The 22,696-nt window shown below is 42.7% G+C and carries 19 protein-coding genes; 6 read left to right on the top strand and 13 right to left on the bottom strand.

From position 1 onward, the window contains the following. Nucleotides 1–12: 12 nt before the first annotated feature. A complete protein-coding gene (gene cbiT / locus UH38_RS22180) occupies nucleotides 13–615 on the bottom strand; it encodes a precorrin-6Y C5,15-methyltransferase subunit CbiT (protein ID WP_045056885.1) in 603 nt (200 codons plus the stop codon). 82 nt (nucleotides 616–697) lie between these two features. Here cbiT and UH38_RS22185 point away from each other — a divergent pair, with 82 nt between their 5' ends. Continuing rightward, nucleotides 698–2,110 carry a serine/threonine protein kinase gene (locus UH38_RS22185; RefSeq protein ID WP_045056886.1) on the top strand — a complete coding sequence of 471 codons (1,413 nt, stop codon included), beginning with the start codon at nucleotides 698–700 and terminating at the stop codon, nucleotides 2,108–2,110. A 184-nt stretch (nucleotides 2,111–2,294) separates the two neighbouring features. Here UH38_RS22185 and UH38_RS22190 read toward each other — a convergent pair whose 3' ends face one another. Next, a complete protein-coding gene (locus UH38_RS22190) occupies nucleotides 2,295–5,426 on the bottom strand; it encodes a hypothetical protein (protein WP_045056887.1) in 3,132 nt (1,043 codons plus the stop codon). Between the two features lie 417 nt (nucleotides 5,427–5,843). Between UH38_RS22190 and UH38_RS22195 the strand changes: the two genes are divergently transcribed. Then, nucleotides 5,844–6,047, top strand: a complete 204-nt coding sequence (locus UH38_RS22195) for a chlorophyll a/b-binding protein (RefSeq protein WP_045056914.1) — start codon at nucleotides 5,844–5,846, stop codon at nucleotides 6,045–6,047. A 109-nt stretch (nucleotides 6,048–6,156) separates the two neighbouring features. Here the strand turns inward: UH38_RS22195 and UH38_RS22200 are convergent, their stop codons facing one another. From UH38_RS22200 to fabI, 10 genes are all read right to left on the bottom strand, one after another. Continuing rightward, on the bottom strand, nucleotides 6,157–7,287 hold the full coding sequence (locus UH38_RS22200; protein WP_045056888.1) for a sensor histidine kinase: 1,131 nt from the start codon (nucleotides 7,285–7,287) through the stop codon (nucleotides 6,157–6,159). Continuing rightward, nucleotides 7,284–8,306 (bottom strand): adenylate/guanylate cyclase domain-containing protein, encoded by a 1,023-nt coding sequence (locus UH38_RS25690; RefSeq protein WP_072044977.1) that lies wholly within the window; start codon nucleotides 8,304–8,306, stop codon nucleotides 7,284–7,286. The genes UH38_RS22200 and UH38_RS25690 overlap by 4 nt, the downstream gene beginning before the upstream one ends. 6 nt (nucleotides 8,307–8,312) lie before the next feature. Next, complete coding sequence (locus tag UH38_RS22210; RefSeq protein ID WP_045056889.1) at nucleotides 8,313–8,810, bottom strand: Rab family GTPase; 498 nt, start codon at nucleotides 8,808–8,810, stop codon at nucleotides 8,313–8,315. Beyond that, nucleotides 8,807–10,867, bottom strand: a complete 2,061-nt coding sequence (locus UH38_RS22215) for an OmpA family protein (protein WP_045056890.1) — start codon at nucleotides 10,865–10,867, stop codon at nucleotides 8,807–8,809. The genes UH38_RS22210 and UH38_RS22215 overlap by 4 nt, the downstream gene beginning before the upstream one ends. A 138-nt stretch (nucleotides 10,868–11,005) precedes the next feature. Further along, nucleotides 11,006–11,629 (bottom strand): hypothetical protein, encoded by a 624-nt coding sequence (locus tag UH38_RS22220; RefSeq protein ID WP_045056916.1) that lies wholly within the window; start codon nucleotides 11,627–11,629, stop codon nucleotides 11,006–11,008. Between the two features lie 502 nt (nucleotides 11,630–12,131). Then, the gene (locus UH38_RS22225; protein WP_045056891.1) at nucleotides 12,132–13,631 is read right to left on the bottom strand and encodes a carotenoid oxygenase family protein; all 1,500 of its coding nucleotides are present in this window, start codon (nucleotides 13,629–13,631) and stop codon (nucleotides 12,132–12,134) included. A 121-nt stretch (nucleotides 13,632–13,752) separates the two neighbouring features. Next, the gene (locus UH38_RS22230; RefSeq protein ID WP_045056892.1) at nucleotides 13,753–15,177 is read right to left on the bottom strand and encodes a folate/biopterin family MFS transporter; all 1,425 of its coding nucleotides are present in this window, start codon (nucleotides 15,175–15,177) and stop codon (nucleotides 13,753–13,755) included. A gap of 97 nt (nucleotides 15,178–15,274) precedes the next feature. Then, the gene (locus UH38_RS22235) at nucleotides 15,275–15,832 is read right to left on the bottom strand and encodes a Uma2 family endonuclease (RefSeq protein WP_045056893.1); all 558 of its coding nucleotides are present in this window, start codon (nucleotides 15,830–15,832) and stop codon (nucleotides 15,275–15,277) included. Between the two features lie 55 nt (nucleotides 15,833–15,887). After that, a complete protein-coding gene (hisB, locus tag UH38_RS22240; protein WP_045056894.1) occupies nucleotides 15,888–16,523 on the bottom strand; it encodes an imidazoleglycerol-phosphate dehydratase HisB in 636 nt (211 codons plus the stop codon). A 141-nt stretch (nucleotides 16,524–16,664) separates the two neighbouring features. Next, the gene (fabI, locus tag UH38_RS22245; protein WP_045056895.1) at nucleotides 16,665–17,441 is read right to left on the bottom strand and encodes an enoyl-ACP reductase FabI; all 777 of its coding nucleotides are present in this window, start codon (nucleotides 17,439–17,441) and stop codon (nucleotides 16,665–16,667) included. A gap of 357 nt (nucleotides 17,442–17,798) precedes the next feature. Here fabI and ntcA point away from each other — a divergent pair, with 357 nt between their 5' ends. From ntcA to ruvX, 3 genes are all read left to right on the top strand, one after another. Continuing rightward, nucleotides 17,799–18,470, top strand: coding sequence for a global nitrogen regulator NtcA (ntcA, locus tag UH38_RS22250; RefSeq protein ID WP_045056896.1), 672 nt, complete (start codon nucleotides 17,799–17,801; stop codon nucleotides 18,468–18,470). A 158-nt stretch (nucleotides 18,471–18,628) separates the two neighbouring features. After that, entirely contained in the window at nucleotides 18,629–20,215 is a 1,587-nt protein-coding gene (locus tag UH38_RS22255) for a DUF3084 domain-containing protein (RefSeq protein ID WP_072044978.1), read from the top strand. Nucleotide 20,216: 1 nt separating this feature from the next. After that, nucleotides 20,217–20,633 (top strand): Holliday junction resolvase RuvX, encoded by a 417-nt coding sequence (ruvX, locus tag UH38_RS22260; protein WP_045056897.1) that lies wholly within the window; start codon nucleotides 20,217–20,219, stop codon nucleotides 20,631–20,633. A gap of 42 nt (nucleotides 20,634–20,675) precedes the next feature. On the opposite strand, the gene UH38_RS22265 is transcribed toward ruvX, so the two are convergent. Beyond that, complete coding sequence (locus UH38_RS22265; RefSeq protein WP_045056898.1) at nucleotides 20,676–20,939, bottom strand: DUF3146 family protein; 264 nt, start codon at nucleotides 20,937–20,939, stop codon at nucleotides 20,676–20,678. Nucleotides 20,940–21,205: 266 nt separating this feature from the next. Between UH38_RS22265 and UH38_RS22270 the strand changes: the two genes are divergently transcribed. After that, nucleotides 21,206–22,672 carry a GTP-binding protein gene (locus UH38_RS22270; protein ID WP_045056899.1) on the top strand — a complete coding sequence of 489 codons (1,467 nt, stop codon included), beginning with the start codon at nucleotides 21,206–21,208 and terminating at the stop codon, nucleotides 22,670–22,672. The last annotated feature ends 24 nt before the right edge of the window (nucleotides 22,673–22,696 follow it).

A 22,696-nucleotide genomic window follows, 5' to 3' on the forward strand; every position in this document is an offset into this window, starting at 1 on the left:
TTGTTATTCGCTTCAGTCTAACTTCTCGCCGCTAAGAATGAAAACAGGATTTACAGCGGCGAAGGTTTGTTGAGTTCCCCTTGTTTCTAAACGGTTGACAGCAGATTGGACTACCTCTATATTTCGGGCTTGGAGTTGGGCAAAGCTTTGAGAAACAGTATAGAGGCTTTCTAAGTTGCTAGCTGTAGCCACAACTCTCCCATGTAAAGGTAAATACTGCCAAACTGCTTTTAAGATATCTGCAATCGGACGACCGCCTTCAATACAAACTCGATCTGGAGGTTTAGTCAAACTTTGCAGACATTGGGGGGCGCTAGCTTCTACAACTTCAACATTTTTGACCTCAAAGCGATCGCAATTGCTCCGAATGAGGCTAGCCACATCTTCATCTCGTTCTACAGCAATAATATTGCCTTGAGGACACAATAAGCCAACTTCTACCGGAATTGTTCCCGTACCTGCGCCAATATCCCACAATACTGAATCTGCTTTGAGGCGTAGTTGGGCAATTAGTAACAGCCTTGTTTCTCTTTTGGTCAGGGGAATTCCTGGTAAGCGATCGAATAACTCATCGGGAATCCCAGATGTGATATAGGGCCAAATTTGGCTAGGCATAAAGTTTAAGAATATATAGTAGCAGCTTGTTGGCAGCTAAATCCTAAAGCTATAAATAAATCAAAGGCGTAGTAAAACAGCAATGGCTAGTCAAATATTAGGTGATTTCTACCAAGTCGAGCAGCAATTAGCAAAAAAGGCTGGACGAAAAACTTTGCTCTGCCGAGATTTGCGATCGCAAGATTTAGTGGTTGTCAAGTTGGTATCATTTAGTAGCGATTTTGAATGGGACGATCTCAAATTATTTGAACGCGAGGCTGAAACTTTAAAATCCCTATCTCATAGCGCTATTCCGCAGTATTTGGATTATTTCGAGGTAGAAAGCGATCGCAGCAAAAGTTTTGCCCTAGTTCAAACGTACATCCCAGCCAAATCCTTGCAAGCGTATTTGCACACTGGGCGGACTTTTAGCGAAGCTGAAGTGCAAGAGTTAGCCAAAGCACTTTTAGAAATACTCATTTATCTACACGATCGCCATCCAGCAGTAATTCACCGCGACATCAAGCCTAGTAATGTATTATTGAGTGATAGGTCGGGCAATAGTATCGGTCAAGTTTACCTAGTCGATTTTGGCTCAGTACAAACGCTAGCTGCCAAAGAAGATGGGACAATTACAGTAGTTGGAACCTACGGATATATGCCACCAGAACAATTTGGCGGGCGGACAGTTCCAGCATCGGATATTTATAGCTTGGGCGCGACTTTGATTGGTTTACTTACAGGTACTCATCCCGCCGATTTGCCGCAAAAAGATGGTTGCATTCAGTTTGCAGCGCTAGTTAATGTTAGTCGTAATTTTGCTAGCTGGTTAGAGCGGACAATCCAACCAAGTCTAGATAAGCGTTTTACTTCTGCTCGAAAAGCACTGCAAGTCTTGGAGAATCCACCGCAGCTACAATTGCAAGTTGCAGGCAAACCTTTAGGTAGTAAAGTCGTACTCAAAAAAGATATAGATTCCCTAGAAATTATTATTCCTGCCAAGGGATTTAATTTAGGAATAGTAATGACGATAGGTTTTGCGATCGCCTGGAATTCATTTATCTTGTTCTGGACATTCGGTATGTTGTTAGTACCTCTTCCTGCAAACTTGCTATTTTTATTATTTGCCCTACCTTTTTGGCTTGTCGGTTTTAGCATGGTAAAAGAGATTCTGTGGAGCTTATTTGGACAAGTACACCTAAGTCTCAATCGCCAGCAAATTTCATTAATATACAATCTGTTAGGCTTCAAATACAGTCGTTTGCACCCAGCACGAACAGCAGATATTACCAAGCTAGAATACGTAAAAAAAGACTTCAAATATAACTCAGAGAGCGTTTTAGTAGCTATTAAACCTAGAATTATTATTTGGGTAGGCACATACAAGTATGAATTAGGAAATAGCTCTAATTCCGACCAATCTGGACTCGACAGTATTCTCACCAAACCAGAACTCGAATGGCTTGTCAATGAACTAAGTGATTGGTTAGGAATACCGATTATCAAGGAATCTTAGCAAAAGTATAGGTCAAATTATATTCGACCTATACTGACACCAGTGCAATAACACATCGTTTTCATCTGCGTTTATCTGCGTGCATCTGCGTTCGCTCTATTAAATTCTATGTAAATAGTTCAATATCAATAAAAAAGCCTCCTAACTAGGAGGCTATATAATTAGCAAAGAAAACTTGAAACAATTACACAGCTAACGCTCCTGCAACAGCCGAACAGAAGGCAGAAACGATCGCCGTTCCAGCTAACCACCAAGCTGCGGTAGCTGCGGCTTTCTTAGTCTCTTCAGCTTGCTTTTGGGCTTGACGCTTCACTTCATCCAAACGTCTTTGAGCTTCATGCTGGATGCGTTCTGCACGTTGCAATACACTATTACGCGCTCCCTCAATTTGGTCGATAATCCGATTAGCATCAGCTTCAGAAATATCCTCGCGGGAACTCATCACCGCAACCAAAGTATTGCGGTCAAACGAACCCAAGCGATCGCGAATTGCATCAAATCCTGCTTGCGGATCGTCAAACAACTGCCGAACATCGCGTTTGATGCCATCGTAGTTAAGTTCGGGGCGATCTAACGAATTTAGGTAGTTGCGGATTCTCGCAAAAATGCCGTCAACAACGTCTTGAATCCGGCGCTGAATTGCCCGTACTTGTTCGACAAATTGTTCGCGCACAGAAATAAGTCGATCGACAATCCGACTAGCTTCTTCCTCAGACATATCGCCCCGCGCTTGCAATACAGTAATCATTGTCTCGCGGTCAATATGCGCCAATCTGTCGCTCAAACTTTCTACCCCAGCACGCGGATCGTTGAGTAGCAATTGTAAGTCGCGCTTAATGCCTTCAGGGTTCAATTCATCTTTGCCAGTATTACGCAAGTAATCTTCTAAATTAGCTTGGAAATTCTGCACCCTAGCTTGAGTTCTCGAAGCTAAACGTCTGGGCGAACGGATGATATTGCGAATCGAGCCTTGTACTTGATCGATAACTTGATTTACTTGCTCTTCGCTCAAATCTCGGCGTTGACTGAGCAATTGCACCAGGGTATCTCGATCTACGTGCGACAAGCGTCTTCTTAATGCCAAAGCACCTTCTTGGGGATTTTCAAATAGTCGGGCAAAGTCGCGCTGAATGCCTTCTGGGTTTAATTCGTCTTTGCCAGTATTACGCAAGTAGTCGGCGATTGTTGTAGTTACAGAATCGTATTGCTCTTTGGCTTTACCTGCAACAATTTGGGGTGCGTGGCGCACGTTATTCCAAGCTGAGTCTACTTGATCTAGGACTTGGTTAATTTGTGCTTCGCTCAAGTCTTGACGTTGATTTAATAGCTGTACTAGCGTATCTCTGTCAAAACGCGACAATCTAGCGGCGATCGCACCTGCTCCGGCTTGCGGATCGTCAAGCAAAGTTCTTAAGTCAGATTTAATCGCTTCAGGATTGAGTTCATCTTTACCTGTGTTACGCAGATAAGATTCTAAGTTCAACCACAAAGATTCAGCTTGAATTCTCGCTTGCTCGGCAACATTGTGCGATTCTAGCAATACGCGATCGCGCTCTTGTTCTAGCAAGTTCAAAATTGTCTCGGCTTCTTCTGGCACGATATCGTTGCGCTGTAGCAATACTTGACGCATTGACTCTCGATCTAACGCTGCTAATCGAATGCTCAAGGTTTCGTGGTTTGCTTCGCTATCTTCCAATAGCGGCTTAAAGTTGCGCTCGATGCCTTCTTCTGTCAACTCTGACTTACTTGTAACTAGCAAGTAGCTTTCTACTGCGCGTTGCAAGTCTTGGGTTGCTTCTCTTTCTTCCTGCGCTCTAACTGTCGTTAGTACGTCATTGCGGATCAGTTCCAAGCGATCGGCAATACTAGCAATTTGGGATTGAGTAAGAATCCCTCTTTGCTGCAACAATTGCACGAAATCGTTGCGCGAAATTTGCTCTAACTGGCGGCGTACTGCTCCAGGATCGGCAGCCGGATCGTACAATACATCGCGGAATTCTTCAGCAATTTTGTCTTGACTCATTTGCCAAGAATAAGTATTGAGCAAGTAGTTTTCTACATCTGCTCTAACTGTGCTGTAAGGCAAGTTAGGAGTTTTGATTCCTGTTTGAGTCGCAATTTTGTCTGCTTGGTCGGTTACTTTATCTTTAGCTGAAGACAGCGAACCCAAAATCTTTTCTACATCCAAATCAGAAAGATCGGTGCGTCCCATCACCAATCCCATCAGAGTATTCATGCCTGTTTGCAAAGTCCGCTGAACTGGTCCTGGGCTAGCTTCAGCCGTTGCTCTTTGGTCGGCTTCTTTAGACGATCGCATCTCTTCCATCAGCCGATCTACTTTGGCATTGAGTTCGTCTGTTTTTGTTTGTCCTGGCGCGACTGATTTGAGATAATCCATCAACTCGCCCATGCGATCGCTTTGGGGTGCTTGGCGACCTACTACTTGCTGCCAAACGCTTTCTAGCTGATCGACGATCCGATTCATATCTTTTTTAGACAAGTCGGAGCGGCTGCTAACTAATTCGACAAATTTTTGTCTGTCAATATTCCGCAAATCTCCGCTAGCTGCAACTTCTCTTAGCTGCGGATCGTTGACTAACTTTTCAAATTCGCCGCGAATTTTGTTGATATCCAATTCTGGCGGACGCAACATTTGCAAGTAGTCTTCAACATTTTCCCGAATACTTGTCGGATCTACTGCCGAACCTAATTCGCGGCGTACGGCGGCGGCGGCGGCTTCTGCTGTAGCCACTACTTGGTTATTTACTGCTTTTGCACCTATTGCTGCGGCTGCAGTTCCCATCAATGCTTGTACGCCAGAAGTTGCTGTATTGATTAAAGAACCAATCAGCGAACCGACACTACTTGAGCCTACCCAAACCAAGAGCAAGAAATAAGTTGCCCAAATTACTAAACCAACGATCGCCCCAAGTCCTGAACTTTCAATCAAACTGAGTTTTACAGCCAAGAAACAAGCGATCGCCAAAGCAATACTGACGCTAATTAAAGTTGCAAGTCCCAAAGCCGTACCAATTTTACGAATAGTACCGCCCAAACTACTTGCTTCGTCATCATGAGAATTATCGCTATCCGAGTCTGAGCTACGCCCTAACAGAAAGGCTACACCAACGTTGGCTAATAGTAACTGTACGGCAAAGGCAAGTACAACTCCGGCGACTAAGGCAACAAAAAACTTTGGTCCTGAAAACAGAAGTGCTGCATCTTCTGGAGTATCAACTCCGTCTTGGACTGGAATTTGCGCTATCCAAAATAGCGTTTTATACAGTCCCAGCGCGATCCCAATATTGTCAAACATGGTATATCCTTCGTCAAAGCTTAACTCGGCATTGATTATAAAGATCGTGTGAGGAACTTAAGTGTATCTCTTACAATACTCAACTATGAGGTCAGAATGGCTGCCGACAACAGTTTATAACATCCCCCCCAGGTTTGAAATATATATCTGTAGCGGGATGAGAGAGGAGTTTTGAGTTATTCGGTAGAGACGTAGCACTGCTACGTCTCCCTACAGACATTCGTATATCATTAATTGTCGCGTCTTACATTTCGACAAGTAAATTTTTCCCTATCCAATGATAGAATTGTTTACAAAAAAACAGCGTTTAAATCATCCTTTAGACTTGGCTCTATTTTGTATCTACAGACAGAAAGCAGCAAATAAATTGCTCGATACAGTAGAGACATGGCACACAAATCTTCACAAATCAAAACTATGGAAAGCAAAACTACTACTACAAATATTCCACCAGTTGCAACTGCATTTAACGGCAAAGATCGCAACGCTTTTCTATTCGGCTGGAATCCTCAAGCTGAACTTTGGAACGGACGTTTGGCGATGATCGGTTTCTTGGCTTATTTACTTTGGGATTTGGCTGGTTACAGTGTAGTCCGCGATGTATTGCACTTAGTAGGCTAGATAATAGCTTGATAGAAAGTGCTGGGGCAATTAATAAGTCTCACATAGCAATCAAATTGCTGCACTCGCAGATAGATTAGGAATTAAGCGCGATCGCTTGTTTGCTAATTTAGCTGCGAGTTTGCGTTTCCAAGCCTGGTTGAGGTAACCTAAACCAGAATTGAGAACCACCGCCAGCGCGAGGACTGTAGCCAATTCTACCCCCCCAACGCTCTACAGTAATGCGGCAAAAGTATAGTCCTAATCCAGCTTTCCCGACTTTGTTTCTACCTTGAGAAAACTTTTTAAATAAATTCTTGGACATCGCTGGCGGTACGCCAGGACCTTCATCATTGACAGAGATTAAAGTAAAATCTCCTTCGTGCTGCAGATCGATAGTTACGGTAGAATTTACCGGACTGTGGCGATAAGCATTTTCTACTAAATTAGTCAAAACTCGATCTAAACGCGACTTCTCGCCGACAACTTTCCAATCTAGTTCCAGATTGATGTTTGGATCTAATCGCAAATCCATCTGGCTGGCGGTAAAAGTAGGCAATAATGTTTCTACTACTTCGCTAGCACAAGCAAGTGCATCGGGTGCTTGCTCTGGATCGAGTGTAAAAGCTTCTAGAGACTCTACTTCTGCCGAGAAAGCATTTAGAATGTCTCTAATCAGCATTTCCTGCTTAATAGCTTGCTTTTTCCCCATATCTAGGTATTCTATGCCTTTGGGGGTCAAGTTTTGAAAACTGAGTAGATCGAAACAACACTTAATTGCTGTTAGTTGTCCAGCTAAGTCGTGAACGATACAATGAATCAAAATCTCTTTTTTCTGAGATTCCTTCACTAATTTGTCGTAATTTAGATTACTTTCTCGGCATTTTTGTAATAAAAATTGCTTTTCTTGGTAAGCGTCTTCAACTAAAGAAATTAGTAGTAACTTAGTATTGTTGAGGCGAAATGCCGATGCTTCAAAATGATACTCGTTGCCTGACGGATCTGTTTCCGTCCACATATTTGATTTTAAAGGCTGAGTTTGACTGCTGTGCCAAAATTCTTCAGCATCAATAATAAAGTTATCCAAGAAGGGAAACTTTTCTCCTGGCAGCAAGTTATTTTGATTTGCTGCTGCTTCTGGGTAAAATTCGATCAACCAATCTGGTAAGGCTCCTACCATTCTAAAACAGCAGTCGCTAGTATATTCCATAACTGCTATATCTAGAGCAGCAAAAAGATTGGCTTCAATCGATTGCATCATGATCTTACCCTATAGGAATAAGTTGTTATTGGTGTGGTACTTCCTGGTTGTACGAGTGTTTTAGCCGAAAAATGTGTTTGTAAATCTTGAATGCGCTCGAATGTCGTTTCATCGATTAAAATTTCTTTAGGGCTAAATTGGTTTTCTAAGTGTACTAGCAAATCCACGCGATCGCCGATAGTACATAATGTTTTATTAAATTTGTTGCCAACTAAGCCTAAAGCGACTGTACCAGATGTAATCCCAACTGCAATTTCTAGCGCCAGTTCTGGCTGTCGCCTTTGATTTAACTCTTGGACAGATTCCAGCATCAGGAATGCAGCTTTAAGAGCTTGAACGGGAGCATAGCCACTAGAAGGCAAAACACCGAATAAGCTGATTACAGTATCGCCCTTTATTTTATCGATCATGCCAGCTTCATCAAGAATTTTTTGAACTATGGTAGATAGGTAAAGATTTAGTGTTTTAAATATTGTTGTGGGCAAATTAGACTTGCTATAAGCGGTAAATCCACAAATTTTTACCATCAAAATAGTAACGTCGCGCCACTCTCCGTCTTCGTCTATAGACAGCAACCCTTGAGCTAAGTATCCCTTTTCTTTGCCAAAGTACCGATCTAATACTTTAGCTTGCTCAGATCGGAGCAAGCTTAACTCGTTACCTTTTTGTTGTATCAAGTGGTGTTGCTTGCGCTCTAAGCTAGCATCGAGCAATACCACCCAGTCGCCTTCATCGCCAGCAAAGATGTGTACGTCAGCGCAAAATCCTTGCTTTCCAGACTCCATATCAGTGCAAGGCAAAAATATAGGTGCATTATCTAAAGGCAAAAGTCCGGCTAGAAAAATTAAGCGATCGCTAGCATATTCTCCCGACTGTAAATTGTCGATGCCGTAAGCTGATAATTTACCCCCCCACCCTAACAATCGCCCATCTTTAGCAACTAACAGGTAAGCTAGAGAACGTTCTTCAACAATCAAGTTACAGGCATAATCGAGAACGGGAGTGGGGATATTTTGCATTTGGCGCTATTTTGCTAACATTTGCTCAGACAAATTTAAAAATGCTTTTTCTACACCTAATCCAGTTTTGGCACTACTTTTAATTATTGTCCAGCCTTGTTCTATAAGTTCGTTTAAGGTTGTTTCTTCTATTTCCCAGTCTTCTGTAAGATCGAACTTATTTAAAACTAAGATAAATGGCACTTTGCCGATGGCTGTTTCTACTTTCTTTTGCAAGCACAAAGCTTTTTCTAAAGTATAGTTGCGCGTACCATCTACTACCAAAAGATAGCCAGATGCGCCTCGCAAATAAGACATTTGCACTTTTTGAAACTCATCCTCGCCGTGAATGTCCCATAAAATTAAGTTTAATTCTTGCTCGCCTACTTTGACTGATTTTTTATCAATCTTTACTCCTACAGTAGAGTGATATATATCTGAATATATACTTTTAACAAATCTTGCTACTAAGCTAGTTTTCCCAGTAGCAAATGCACCTATCATACAAATTTTTTTTTGAATCATCGGTCGGTTTTTTGATTAATGCTATCTGTTAAAAATACTTTGAAAGTAACGCTACGATTTATTTCTTCTCGTTCGCGATCGTCTGTCGTGGGTAGAGGTTGTTTTGCACCTACTCCTATAGCAGCGATTTCAAGATTATTCAACCCTTGAGATTTTAAGATATCTAAAACTGCATAAGCTCTTGTTTGGCTCAATAGCAAATTCTCCTTTTCAGAGCCGCTGTTGTTGGTATGTCCTATAACTTGGATATTTACATTTTTGTTATGTAAAGGTGCAGCATCGTATAATTTATTAATTTCTCGAACCAAGGTGTGGATAATTTGCTCTTGGTTAGAAGCAATTTGGGTATCTCCTTCATCAAATTTTATTATCTGATTTTCTATTTTTGCTTTACTCAATTGCAACTGCTCAAAGTCTATTTGAATTAAGTCTTCATCGTTGTACTGAGTAACACCAGGAATAGTCTTTGCTACTCTTTGAGTATTGACAATCCACTGACGGTTAGCTGAACCCTTAGCAGATAGAATAGCATTTTTGTCTACTTGCAGATTAACAGTTTTTGGCGGCTGGAGTAATTGATTTGCTCTTGCTTCAATCAAACTAGGTTCAAATGATAAATAAGGCTCCCAATGACTGACAACTGCTTTGGGGTTGAGTTTTTCGGCTTGTAAAATTATGTTGGGATCGGTAGCTAAAGGATCGCGCATTCCGATAAGCTGATATTTGCCACTGCGTTTTTCAAAATCAGTGACTACCATTCCAGGTTGCTCGTTTAATTTATCAATAAAAGTTGCCCAGCGCTGCTTTTCTCGCCAAGCAATAAAGCCCCAAATACCTAATATTAATAAGATAGAACCAAAAATTATTGGGAGCAGAAGAGAACTTTTTTCTTTTTTAATTGCGTATTGAGATTGCAAACATTCTTGCAGGTAGTCGATAGTAGGCTCAAATGGTTGATTGTCGCCTTGAAATTCGGCAAGTTGAGTGCGAAAGTCGCTGTGGATTTTGGCGATCGCATCTTGAAAGTTTAATCTCAAATCTGTAGGCGCATTCCCCCTAATTACTCCTGCTAAAATTGCCTCATTACCTTCTTCGATCCAAATGGTTAGTTCGCCAAAACTGAGAGTTTGCAAAGCATCGCCATGAGGGACGTTAAAAGAGTCTTGAACGAAATCTTGAATTGCCCTTAACATTGCCGAAACTAAGTCTGCATCTTGAGCGGCGACTGATTCAGCGACGATATGCTGCAATACCAATCCTGTTGTTTTGTGGATCAAAAATACTTGCTCGACGCGATAAAGCAAAGTCCGCAGCAAAACAACTTCTGCAAAAGATTTGCCAGTTTGTTTGGCTTCTAGCCGCCATTTGAAGCTTTGCAACGATAGGCTATGCTCTAAAGTTTGATTGAGAGATTGAACTAGAGTGCTAATTGCTAATTGAATAGATTTACGAATCGCTGGACCCATTACAGGGAAAATAGCATTAGCAATTATATTTACGTCTTTTTTTACCGAAATTTGCAGAGCTTCTTCAATCGTCGGTAACAGCGCGTTGGTAAGCCTTTCATGTCTTTGCAGCGACAGCAGAATAATTGCTTCTGGTAATACTCGGCTCAAATCTTCGGCGTAGACTTTAGGATCGTCTAGTCGTTGCTGCAATTTGCCTAACTGTGTTTTTTCAGTATTAAAGAGCAAATTACGCAGTTCGGCTAATGCTACTTCAGTAGCGGATTCGTCGCTGGTATTTGGCGGTAGTGAATCGGGTTTTTGAGTGCTATCTGTTGGTGCTGGCGCGTCGCTAGCGGGATTTTGTTCGTTATTAAGTATTAATTGGCGCAACTCGGAAAGTGCTTGCTTCTCCTCCTCTGGTGCTGCTTCCTCTGGTTGTAATAAGTCCCGTAACTGAGCGATCGCTTCATCTTCACTGTTTTCGCTTGGTTGGGTAGAATCGCAATTGAGTAACAAATTGCGTAGTTGAGCGATCGCTTCTGCATCTGTAGCATGATGGCGATCGTCATTTTGAGCATTGTCAGCAGGTAGGGAAGAATCCTTATTCATTGCTCAATTTCTAATTCCCGATTGAACTGCATAGCTAAGTTAATTGAGCGCTGGAATAATACTGTAGATGTAGGAAATTGTAAGCCCAGGCTAGTTTAGCACTGGGCTTTAGTAACAAAAAACAAGATTTATCCGAATTTATTGATTTTTGGGCATATCGAACTCGTTGTTTAAGCGCATTGCTACTTGTGTAAATAAAGCCGCTAACGTCGAGCGATCTGTTTTGTCGCTGCGTAGTTCTTGTACTTCGCGTTCAATTACTGCAAGTATAGATTCATACTTCTGGCGTATATCTTCGTCCAAATTTTTGGACTGATCGAGAATTTGCTGCCGTAGTTCGCGCTGTTTTTGGCTAGTTTGCTCGTCTAGCTGTCCGATTTTTTTCTCTAAAGATTTGGTTGCATCTTTCAATTCTTGAGCAATTTCTTTAGTTGTGTCATCTCTATGAACCTGCTCTGCTTTCAATCCCTCATTTAATGCTTCCACTTCTTGCATTATGTATGTCTCTAGGGAATCTAAGCGTTTTTTGATATCTTCTCGGAGGTTGCTACATTCTTTAATCAAACGGTCTTCTAGACGGTTAAATCTTTTTTCATAATCGCGCATTTGTCCGCCAAATAAGATATCGCGGACTTTATCCAAATTTCCCCCACCTGATAAATCTGCTCCAGCAAGTTGAGAACTGTTTAAACCTTGGAGTAAGTTTGCTTTTGATGGTTCTACAGAGATGTAGCTAACGCGCTCTTCTTCTGGATTATTCATGATTTTAACTTTCTTTTCAATTGGTACTTGGTCGTTATTTTGTTGTTCTACCACCACATAAGTGATGTATTCATCTTCCGAGTTATTCATGTTCTTATGTCTCTATTAAAGATTCTTACTTTTATCTTTAACCTTTTTATTTTCTGCTCGTAATGTATTATTACCGATAGTTTCCATAATAATTTTCTATTCTAGAGTTGCTCAAAAAGGTATAAATACGTTGTCAACTAGAATAGCCTATTCTAATTGTTTAGTTGTATTTTGCTAAAGCAAAAAACCTATATAAATATGACAAAAATTAGTAACAATAAATTAAGTTTCTACATATAATTTCTACTCGCTCTCTGAGTAAATTACGCAATTGAATTAAAAAAACGTATCAATAATTACTTATCGTTTTAATTCGTAAGTAATTGGCATCGCATAAATATAAGCGTGGCAAACAATATATTTACCACGCATCAGTATTATTACTAGATATTTACTTTTTCAGGCTACAGCTTCAGCTTTGGGGAGCAAAAGATATCGGGGCAAAACTGCCATGCAAGCTATAGGGGATATGGTGTTTGAGGTGCAAACGAGCGATCGCGCCTTGGTTCAAATCGCGGGCATCTAAGATGACAACATCCGAGCGATGGCGATCGGAATCATAAACTACAGTCAATAACCAGCCATCATCCTCAGATTCACCACCAGGACGGGCGACAAAAACTGGTTCTGACACATAGCCGCGCGGTGCAGCAGTCCAAAGTTGCCGTTCCTGAGATTCTAGATCGATTTTCAAAATTGCTTGCAAAGGCGCGTTACCCGTTGCACCATCAGCCGCAGCCATATATAGATGACGATAAGGACGACCGACTTTTTCGGCATGAACGCTAGGAAACTCGCAGCAACGGCTCTCGATTAACTCCCGCGTTACTGTTTGCGCGGCTAAGTTAAGGTGAAAGCGCCACAATTGTCCAGGCTTAAGAGCATCAAAATCAACTTGGCGAAAATCGCTATTTGCTTCTACTTCAGGGAACGATTCGTAACAAATCGAATCTACGCAAATTTCCTCCCCTTGCTCGAAAGCATTGGCATGATGGAAGACAAAACCAGAATGAGTTTCGAGTATTTGCACCTGTTTACCAGCATGACGGGGAATGACAATAATCCGTGTCGGTTGGTTGGGTTGAAACTTAATGCATTCGCCTGCACCGCGCAAACCTAAGACAAAAGGTATGGGGTTAAAAGCGATCGGGTTTTGGAAGAATATGCAGTAATTAGGCGTGATGGCAAAGTCATGAATGAAGCAAAAACCAGGGACGCTATGAGCGTGTTTTCTAATTACTTCTCCAGCTGGATTTAGCTCGAAAATAGTGATAGTTGAGGATAGTCCAGGCTTAATTGAGAAGTTGACTAAGCAAGGAGCGCCGTTGTCTTGGTTGCAGCTATGGTCGAAGCGAGGATGGGCGGCGAAGGCTTCTTTGTCTGCTAGCACTCCATTTAAGGAGTCTTTGCCTAATGTTTCTAAAGTGTGGGGGTCGAGGCGATGGGGATCGGCGGCTTCCCAGAGGGCTAGTAGCTTGTCGCCCCAGTAGATAACGTTGGTATTGGCGATATTTTTGAGGCGCAGGTCAAAAGCGTTTGCTAGCCAGCCACCAGGTTTTTGCGTGCCAAATACGCCGCGATAAAGGATTTTTCCGGCTTTTTGTTCTTCTAGAAATGCTTGGGTGCGGATGAAGCGATTGCGAAAGTAGGCTTTACCGTTGTTAAATGCGATCGCACTTATCATTCCGTCGCCGTCGAAGGGATGGTGAATGCGGTGTCCTTTGATGTCTAGTAAGCCTGGTCCGTTGCGAAATAATGTGCCGACAAGTTCGGGGGGTATTTGCCCTTCGATGTTATCGATCCAGTATTCTTCTTCTTGTTGTACTGATTCGTAGCCTTTTTGCCAGTCTTGGCGATCGTAGGATTTGGGGGGGACGGTAGATGCTCTTTCTTGGAGTTGGATGCTTTGCATTGGTGGAACGGATTTTTAGGTGGATGTTATACGAACTGCGTTATCGCAGCGAAGCCGTTAGACGCGATCGCAGAGTGTAGCGAAGCGTTTTAGTGCGTGAGGAGTTAGAAGAGTATAGAGGTTAGTCTGCTGGTTCTTTGGCTGGTTCTGGAATTAGGGTTGCGGGTACTAGGTTAGGCATCCATTGAGGTGCTGTTTCTTGGGGTTGGGATGCTTTTGGTTCTTCTTTGGCTGGTAGCCAGTTGAGGAAGGGTAGGGGTAGTAAGGTGGATAAGTTGGCGATTACTACTAGGAGCCAGAGGTTGCTAAAGTTGTTCTGGGTTATTCCTAGTAAGTGCATTAATGCTGCTCCTAGTTGGTAGGACAATATTGAGGCTAGGTTAGAGACGGACATTAATACTGCAAATAATGTTGCTTCCACTCCTGGAGGACATAGTCTTGCTGCTAGGACTAAAACTGGCATATAGGCGATTTGTCCCATAACTGTGAGAACTAAGCTGTCTCCAAGGCTAAACCAGCGATCGTCTATGCCTAATGCTCTGTTGGTGTGGGTGACAAGTAGTAGCATCGTCATGCCTAAGACTGCTGATAGTACGGTACTCCAACCGAAAATAACTCGGAAGGATACTGTTTTGAGGAAGCGTTGGAATATCCATACTCCTACTAATGAAGCAATACTTGTGACTAGGCGCACTCTACCTAAAAACTCTGGCTGAAATCCTAGTTCGTTGGTGGTAAAGAAGAAGAATGCTGCGTCTGCTGTTGGCGTGGCTTGCCAAATGAAGACGAAGGCTGCTGGTAGCCAGATCGATTTTTGCGTTATGGCTTGACGTAATTGCTTTAGTTGATCTTTGACTGTTAACCAGTTGTTACTTAATGCCGATTTGGAGTCGTCAAGTTTGCTGACTGGTAATTCAGAAATGTACCAGGCTACTACTGAGACGATTAAGGGGAAGGATGCTGTGATCCAAAAAACTGTATGGGTGCTGAAATGCTGCAGGAGTAAGCCGCTAAAGTAGGCTGTGATTAATCCTCCGACTGATGACGCGCCCCAACATAGCGATTGCAATGAACCTGCTTCTGCTTGCGATTCTGCTCTTGCTCTTTCTACTACCAAGGAGTCAACTATGACATCGCTGATAGCGACGGAAAGCGACCCTAGTGCGATCGCGCAAGTAGCTCCCCATGCTGTATGTACGACTGTCGCTAAAGTTATCCAGGAAGTTGCGCCAAGTATTCCTGACAAGATTAAGTAAGGTCGCCGCCGATAGCCAAATATAGGCAATCCATCGGATATAAAGCCAAAAACTGGTTTGATAATCCAAGGTAAGGCAACTATCCCAAATAATGCAGATACGTCCGCAGGACTTAAGCCCAACTCGTCTTTGAGGAAGAAGCTTACGGCTAGCCGCGCTAATCCCAAAATACCTTGAACAAAATATACAGTAAGAATTGCGATTAACTCGGTGCTTGGTTCTTGACCGAAGAAAATTTTTTCTTTTACTGAGTCTTTGACCTTGGACAAGCCAGAGGAGGATATCAGCATCGATTAACAAATTTTAACAATAATTGACTTTTATATCATATCCAACCCTGCTAAAAACGACTGCCAAAAGAGCGATATCTGTTGTAGAGTTTGCGTTTTACACTATTTTTAGCCAATTAAATACTTGGGCAGTGGTAAGGTTGAGCGGAATATCGTTAGGTACGGGGAGACGATCGCGATCGCGGCACAATACGGGCGACTGGTTAGGTCGAAAAACTAAAATAGAGCGATCGCCTGGATCTATCAACCAGCCAAGCTTACGACCATGCTGGAGGCAGTGAAGAATGTTTCCGATAACGCGGTTTGAGCTTTGTTCTGGCGATAAAATCTCAATAGTCCAGTCGGGAGCAATTCTTACATCATCTATTGGCTCGCCATTTTCATCAAATTCAATATTTCGCCACAATAAAATCGCAACATCAGGAACAATTGAACGTCCGCCAAAGGTACAACGCAACTCTGGAAGAGCATAAGCAATCTTTGCTTTCGCCGTTACATCGTTAACTGCATTACAAACTTGTAGTTGTAACAAGCTATGTTTGCTTTTGGGCATAGGTTTTTGTAAAATCTGACCTTCGATATATTCGCTAGCAGGTTTGGTTTCTGGTAGCTGCAAAAATTCCTCAAGCGTAAGGGATTGAGTTGTCGTATTCATAGCGGTTTGGTGGGAAGTTGCTTGCTTTTAGCCTTAACTTACAATCGCTTGACGGTTATAAAACACCTTTAGAGCTAGGAATTGCGCCATTACGGCGGGGATCGATTTCTGTTGCCATGCGGAGGCTACGAGCAAAGGCTTTAAATGTTGCTTCAATAATATGATGCGAGTTGATCCCATCTAGTTGACGAATATGCAAGGTCATTTGACTGTGGTTGACTATTGCCACAAAAAACTCGCGCACTAATTGGGTATCGTAAGTTCCTACTCTTTGCGTCGGAATTTGCAAGCCGTAGCTGAGGTGAGGTCGTCCGGAAAAGTCTAAGCAAACTTGAATTAAAGCTTCATCTAAAGGTGCGAGAAAGTTGCCAAAACGAACAATACCTTGGCGATCGCCCAAAGCCTTCCCTAAAGCTTGCCCTAGTGTAATGCCAACGTCTTCATTGGTATGGTGATCGTCTATTTCTAGGTCGCCTGTCGCTTGCACTTCTAAGTCAATTAGTCCATGAGAAGCGATTTGGTGCAACATATGGTCTAGAAAAGGAATGCCTGTTGCCGCCTGGCATTTGCCCGTACCATCTACATTGACGCTAACTTCGATATCGGTTTCTTTGGTTGTCCGGTGGATAGTAGCAGTGCGTGTAGGAATGCTGGCTAAGGATGATAGGATTTGGCGATCGCTTGTTTGCATGAAATTAATTTAAAAATATCTGCTATTCAATTTTGCCACCTTTGACGGGAATTTAGAGACGTAGCATTGCTACGTCTCTACACCACGCGATCGCCTCATAATTGAAATCTGCAATTACGAATTACGAATTACGAATTATCTTCACATTCCCATAATTTCGTAACCTGCATCTACATACAGAATTTGTCCTGTAATCCCACTAGCTAAATCGCTACACAAAAAGGCAGCAGCATTGCCTACTTCTAACTGCGTTACTGTCCGGCGTAAGGGAGCAATTTCTTCCACATGATGAATCATATCTAAAATGCCACCAACTGCGGAGGATGCTAATGTCCGAATGGGACCTGCAGAAATGGCGTTAACGCGAATATTTTGCCCGCCCATTTCTGACGCTAAATAACGGACGCTCATTTCCAAACCTGCTTTAGCAATGCCCATAACGTTGTAATTTGGTACTACGCGATCGCCTCCCAAATAAGTCAGAGTCACAATACTACCGCCATCTCTCATTAACGGTTTAGCTGCGCCGCTTAACTGGACTAACGAATAGGTACTAATTTCTAAAGCTTGGTTAAAACCAGGGCGTGAGGTGCTGCTGAAGTCGCCGCTGAGGTCGTCTTTGTTAGCAAAAGCAAGGCAATGAATGAGAATATCTAACTTGCCCCATTTATCCTTAATCGTGTCAAAAGTAGCTTGAATTTGCTCGTCGTTTTGCACGTTACAAGGTACAAATAAGCTGGGATTAAGGGGTTCTACAAGTTCTGCTACCTTCTTTTCCATCTTGCCGCGATCGTCTGGTAGATAGGTAATACCTAAATTAGCTCCAGCTTTGTGCAACTGCTGGGCAATACCCCAAGCGATCGAGCGATTGTTGGCAATACCAGTAACAAGGGCGTTTTTTCCAGTTAAATCTAGCATAACGAGATAATGGGGCGAGGGGAGCTTTAACAGTTATCAGTTATGCAGTTATCAGCAGCTACTAGGCAAGGTAGGGTTCTAATGTTTTACTCTCACTTGGTCACTGGTCACTGGTCACTGGTCACTGTATTTAGGAGCATACTTGAAGTTGTACATATTCTCAGCCCCTTGTATTTATCTCTTACTTGTGCTGGGTAAACTTTAAATAACTAAATTTTTGGCAGAAATCCGATCGTCATTTAAAATTTATGTAGCTGACGATACAAAAAAACAAGTTAAAGTCAGATTTAGTGATGTAAAGTACAAATCTGCTGACTTTTCTTTATAAGCTGTGGGACATCCGTTGGGGGAAAAAATATGGTCGTGATGCAAGATAGACCTTTAGCGACGGTTTTCCGTCAAATAGGAGCAGGTTCGTTTCCCCCAGTAGTTGAAGTGTTTGAACGGGGCAAAACGATATTTTTTCCTGGCGATCCAGCAGAACGAGTTTATTTTCTGCTTAAAGGCGCTGTCAAACTGTCTAGAGTTTACGAAGCTGGTGAAGAAATAACCGTAGCACTGCTAAGAGAAAACAGCGTTTTTGGGGTGCTGTCGCTGCTTACAGGGCAAAGGTCTGATAGATTCTATCATGCAGTAGCTTTTACGCCTGTAGAGTTGCTGTCAGCCCCAATAGAGCAAGTAGAGCAAGCCCTAAAAGATAACCCAGAATTGTCGATGTTAATGCTTAAAGGATTGTCATCGCGGATTTTGCAAACAGAAATGATGATTGAAACTTTAGCGCACCGCGATATGGGTTCGAGACTTGTAAGTTTTCTGTTAATTTTGTGCCGGGATTTTGGCGTACCCAGCACTGACGGCATCACTATCGATCTCAAACTATCCCATCAAGCGATCGCCGAAGCAATAGGATCTACCCGCGTAACTGTAACTCGCTTATTAGGCGACTTACGCCAAGAAAAAATGATTTCAATTCACAAGAAAAAAATCACACTCCATAACCCAGTAGCTTTAAGTCAGCAATTTACTTAAGACAAGGAGACAAGGGGACAAGGAGACAAGGAGGATAGTATGTAATTTTTTCTTATCTTCCCCTGCTCCCCCTGCTCCCCTGCTTTCCCATAAAGGAAACTACCAAAACCTATGCCATTGCAGTAGGCTGTATCTGAGTGGGTAGTGAGACGGTGTAGATGACCACTGGGATAATTTTAATTGCAGCAATATTAATTTTAGGGGGGGTAATTGCCACAGTAGGCGATCGCATTGGTACGCGCGTTGGTAAGGCTCGACTGAGTTTATTTAAGCTCCGCCCGCGCAAAACTGCTGTTTTAGTTACTATATTGACAGGAAGCATTATTTCTGCATCGACTTTAGCGATTTTGTTTGCTGCCGATGAAAGATTGCGTACAGGTGTATTTGAATTAGAGAGAATTCAAAGAGACTTAGATAATAGACGCAAGCAAGTTGAAACGACAACGCAACAACTAGAAGCAACAAGACAACAAAAAGAGCGAGCAGAAACAGAACTCCAGCAAGCTAGAGCCGAACAAAAAGAGCAACAAAGACAAGCACAAATTAGACAAGCTCAAGCTCAAAAACGTTTACAAGCTATCAATCGCTCTTTGCAAGCTGTTATTACTAAACAAACACAAACTCAGGCGCAACTTAGTCGCACTCAAATCAAACAAACGCAAACAAACGCTCAATTAAACCGTACTCAAGAGCGCTTGAGTGAAATTGCATCTCAGTTTGAAAAAGCGCAAAATTTATTGAAAACAGTTTCCCAGCAAGCAAAAACACTCAGAGCGGAAATTCAGAAACTACAAGACGAACGCCAACAACTGAGCGTAGAACTAGAAACAGTTAGAAGTCAGATTGCCCAACGCGATCGCTCAATTGCTAAACTTGACAGTGAGATCGAACAACGCGATCGCGAACTTATCCAGCGCGATAAAGTAATTGCTCAAAGAGCAACTCGACTTAAAGCCCTAGAAACCCAACAAAAATTTCTCGAACAGGAAGTCGCCAAGCTAGAAGGGTACTACGAAGATTTTCAAGTTTTGCGTCAAGGAAACGTTGCCTTAGAGCGCGGTAGAGTGCTTGCTGCTGGTGTAGTACGCATTCAGCAACCAAAAGCTGCACGTCAAGCAGTTGAGCAACTATTGCGAGAAGCAAATCGCAATGCGATCGAGCTAACTCAACCTGGGACAAATCCTGGCGATGAGTTAGTAGTACAAGTAGCTAAATCTAGCGTAGAGCAAGTAATATCTCAGATTGATGATGGTCGTGATTATGTAGTACGGATTGTTTCTGCGGGAAATTACCTTTTAGGGGAAAGAATTGTTCAAGCTTTTATTGATGTAACGCTCAATCAAGTAGTGTTTCCTACAGGAGACGTATTAGCAGCTATTCCTGCCGATCCTGCTACTATGTCGCCAGAAGAAATGCGTCAACGAGTAGAGTTACTACTAAATGCAGCAAGGTTTCGCGCTCGTCGTGCCGGAATAATAGGCGATACAATTTTGATTAGCGATGGTCGAGTTGAAACTTTACTGAGCTTTATCGAGCAACTGAGAGAGTATAACCAAGCAGTAGAGATTAAAGCTGTTGCTGCCCAAAATATATATACTGCTGGACCACCGCAAGTAGAATTAGTAGCAGTCAGAAACGGACAAGTTGTGTTTGGGACAAAAAGACTGGTGGGCGAACAACTGAGAGATGCAGTTAAGCCTATGCCTTCTTTGGGTGGACAAGGGGGATTAGGGGGATCGAAATAAGATGCAATCAACAATATTGGGGTTCGATCCTGGGCGCGATAAGTGTGGATTGGCGGTGATGGGGGAAGATCTACAACTGTACTATCATCAAACCGTACCAGCCCAAAGCGCGATCGCAAATATTCAATCTTTACTGCAAAAATTGCCAATTTCTGTAATTGTAATGGGCGATCGCACTACAGCCAAACAATGGCGATCGCAACTAGAATCAACGTGCAACAGCCTACCAATTGTCATGGTAGACGAGCATAACAGTACCTTAGAGGCACGCGATCGTTACTGGCAGATGTATCCACCCAAAGGGCTAGCAAAACTCGTTCCCCAAGGCTTAAGAGAGCCACCAGCGCCAATAGACGATATAGTTGCCATTCTCCTAATCGAGAGATACCTAAAAATAACAGTGACCAGTGACCAGTGACCAGTTAAATACTTCCCCTGCTCTCTTACTCCCCCTTGTCCCCTATAACTGCGCTCGGATGGTAAAGTCATAATCTCCGCCTGGCTCAAGTTGATAGTCTTTTTGCTCTAAAAAGCGACCGAGGGGTTCTTTAATTAACGCACGACCTTGAGAGGGTTTAACGGAAAGTTCGCCGCGACGAAAACACCATTGAAAATTCCACTCAAATTCCCCAGCCCTTACTTCCCCTTCAAGTAAGCCTTGTTGCCAAGATTGACGGGTAATCCTGACATAGGCAGTTGTTTCTGGCAAACGCTTACCACTCACAATTGATTACTACTGATACTAATTGCTACTTATTAACCAATCCTAATAGCTACTGCAGTTTATAGCCAAACCCAAAAGAGTAAATTAACTCTTATTTTGTTAAGGTAGAGCTTCTTAACCCGCAAAAATTCAGACCAGCGATAGAAATTGAACGATCCCCCTGTAGTCCCCCTTATCCCCTTGTAATTACGAATTACGAATTACGAATTACTAAAATTCCCCCTATCCGTCCTTGTCTACAAAGCACTCACTTCGGAGATTTAACCTTGAGCTACAATTTGCCTGAACCGACCTCTAATCATCATGATGTAGACTCTGAACTAGACAGCGCGATCTGGAGTTTTGACGACATTCAGGCACAGTTAAACTACAGACAAGCTCAAACAGCTTTGCGCGATTTGATTGCCAAACTCGATCTTACGCCCCAAGAACGCAAGGGATTAGAAACCGAAATTGCTCAGTTAGAAACAATGTTAGATAACTTAGAGCGGCAAGTAGTCCAAATTGCAGTATTTGGTATGGTAGGGCGCGGTAAATCTTCTCTGCTTAATGCTTTGTTAGGGCAAAAAGTGTTTGCCACAGGTCCTTTGCATGGCGTTACCCTTAGCTCGGAACGTGCTGCTTGGCGGATAGAAGAACAAGTTGTCGGCGATAGCGAATCGCGAACGGTGATGGTTACTCTACCTGGTGCTGGTAATTCTCAGGTGGAATTGATTGATACGCCTGGATTAGACGAAGTAGACGGCGAAACTCGTGCTTTGTTGGCGACAGAGATTGCTAGATCGGCAGATTTAATTTTATTTGTCATTGCTGGCGACATGACTAAAGTAGAACACGCAGCTTTGTCTCAACTGCGCGATGCTGGCAAGCCAATATTGCTAGTATTTAATAAAATTGACCAGTATCCGCAAGCAGATCGTCTAGCAATTTACCAAAAAATTCGAGACGAACGGGTAAAAGAGCTACTATCGCCAGATGAAATTGTGATGGCTGCGGGTTCTCCCTTAATTGCCAAAGCGATCGCTCGTCCTGATGGCAGTCGTATGGTACAACGCAGCCCTGGCATACCGCAAATTGACGAACTAAAACTCAAAATATTAGAGATATTGCATCGAGAAGGCAAAGCTTTAGTTGCCCTCAATACCATGCTATTTGCAGACGAAGTTAACGATCGCTTAGTAGGGCGCAAACTAGAAATTCGGGAAAATAGTGCTAATAAATTAATTTGGCGGGCGGTAATGACTAAAGCTTTAGCGATCGCCCTTAACCCCGTTACTGTAGTCGATCTCTTTAGCGGTGCAGTAATTGACGTAACTTTAATCTTGACTTTATCTAAACTCTACGGCATAGAGATGACACAAGCTGGAGCCGTATCGCTACTGCAAAGAATTGCCCTCAGCATGGGCGGTATAAGTGCTAGCGAACTTCTGGCAAACTTAGGTTTAAGTTCCCTCAAAGGCTTGCTAGGTTTATCTGCTCCAGCTACAGGCGGCATTACTCTCGGCGCTTATTTTTCCGTAGCAGTAACTCAAGCAGCAGTAGCGGGGGTATCTTCCTACGGAATTGGGCAAGTAGCTAAAGTTTACCTAGCCAACGGGGCATCCTGGGGTCCAGACGGTCCTAAAGCAGTCGTCAGAAGCATTCTAGATTCCTTAGACGAAACATCCATCCTCAACCGCATCAAAGACGAACTTACTGTCAAAATAGGCAGACGAAAAGAGGCGAGAGGTTAATCAGTGACCAGTTATGCAGTTACC

The organism is Aliterella atlantica CENA595, from assembly GCF_000952155.1.
Taxonomy (GTDB): Bacteria; Cyanobacteriota; Cyanobacteriia; order Cyanobacteriales; family Chroococcidiopsidaceae; genus Aliterella; species Aliterella atlantica.